Consider the following 1,246-nt stretch of genomic DNA (forward strand, 5'->3'; position numbering starts at 1 on the left):
TCCTGGGAGACGGGGCGTACGCCTCGCGTCTGCGCCCCTGCGGACTCGTACGCCCCGTCTCCCAGGACCGGACCGTCGTCTGAGTGACCCCCAGCGCCTCCGCGACCTGCTTCTCGGTCATGGCCTTCGCCTCACGCAGCCTGCGCCGTTCCTTGGGAGGTGGAAGCGGAGGGACGGAGGAGGTTCGAGTGGTGCTCTGCGTCATCACGAACTCCCCGCAGCACTGTACTGGCCGAAAAAGTACATAAACGTATATTGAGCGACACAGCGGCTATCCGCCTGTTACGCGGTTTAAGCGCGTGTCGTTGGGAGCATGGCGGCGTGACTCAAGTGAGCGAGCGCAGCACCACGTTGTCCTCGGCCTCGGCCGCCGAGCGGGGCCGGGCCGCCGCGCTGACCGCCGCGTTCCTCCGTGGCGCACTGGCCGCGGGCCTCGGACTCGGCAGCCTCGCCGTGCTGGTCATCGCGGCCTGGATCAGTTCTCCGTACCCCGACAGCGGCGCCGGCGGAGCCCTGCACATCGCGGCGGCACTCTGGCTGTTGGCCCACGGCGCGGAGCTGGTGCGGCCCGACACACTGTCAGGAGTGCCCGCGCCCATCGGAGTCGTACCCCTGCTGGTCGTGGCCCTGCCGGTATGGCTGGTCTACCGGTCCTCGCGCGACGCGCTGGAACCGGACGCGGGCCGGCCGCAGCTCACGGCCCTCGGCGGGCTGTGCACGGTCGCGGGCGGATATCTCCTGGTCGGCGCCGCCGTCGTGGTCTACGCGCGGGGCGGGCCGCTGTCCACGGACACGCTCGGTACGGCGCTCAGGCTGCCCGTGGTGCCGGTGCTGTCGGCAGCCGCCGGCGTGTGGGTCGCGAGCGGGCGGCCACTGAGCCCGCTGCTGGACCGGCTGCCCGGCCTCAGGAGCCCGGACGCCGGTGTCACCGAGGGCGCGGGAGCGGCCGTGGCCGCCGGGAGACGCCGCCGGGCCGTCGTCGTGATGCGGTCGGCGACCGCAGGGGCGGCGGTGCTGCTGGGCGGCGGTCTCGTCCTGGTCGCCGGTTCGCTGATCTGGCACGCGGACGCGGCACAGGAATCGTTCCTCCAACTGGCGGCGGCCTGGTCGGGGCGGGTCGCCGTCCTGCTGCTGTCCCTCGCCCTGCTCCCGAACGCGGCGGTCTGGGGCGCCTCGTACGCGCTCGGCCCCGGCTTCGCCCTCGGTACGTCGGCGACCGTCACCCCGCTCGCCGTCACCGGCCAGC

General features: G+C 73.1%; 2 protein-coding genes. One reads left to right on the forward strand and one right to left on the reverse strand.

What is annotated here, in order from left to right; all coding sequences use genetic code 11:
- Positions 1 to 205 (reverse strand): helix-turn-helix transcriptional regulator (locus tag BHU15_RS38960; RefSeq protein WP_141726987.1); only part of this gene is annotated, 205 nt, incomplete at its 3' end.
- Between the two features lie 125 nt (positions 206 to 330).
- Here BHU15_RS38960 and BHU15_RS37410 point away from each other — a divergent pair.
- On the forward strand, positions 331 to 1,246 hold a 916-nt coding region (locus BHU15_RS37410; RefSeq protein ID WP_255293315.1), incomplete at its 3' end, for a cell division protein PerM.

Source organism: Streptomyces niveus (assembly GCF_001723055.1).
GTDB lineage: Bacteria > Actinomycetota > Actinomycetes > Streptomycetales > Streptomycetaceae > Streptomyces > Streptomyces niveus.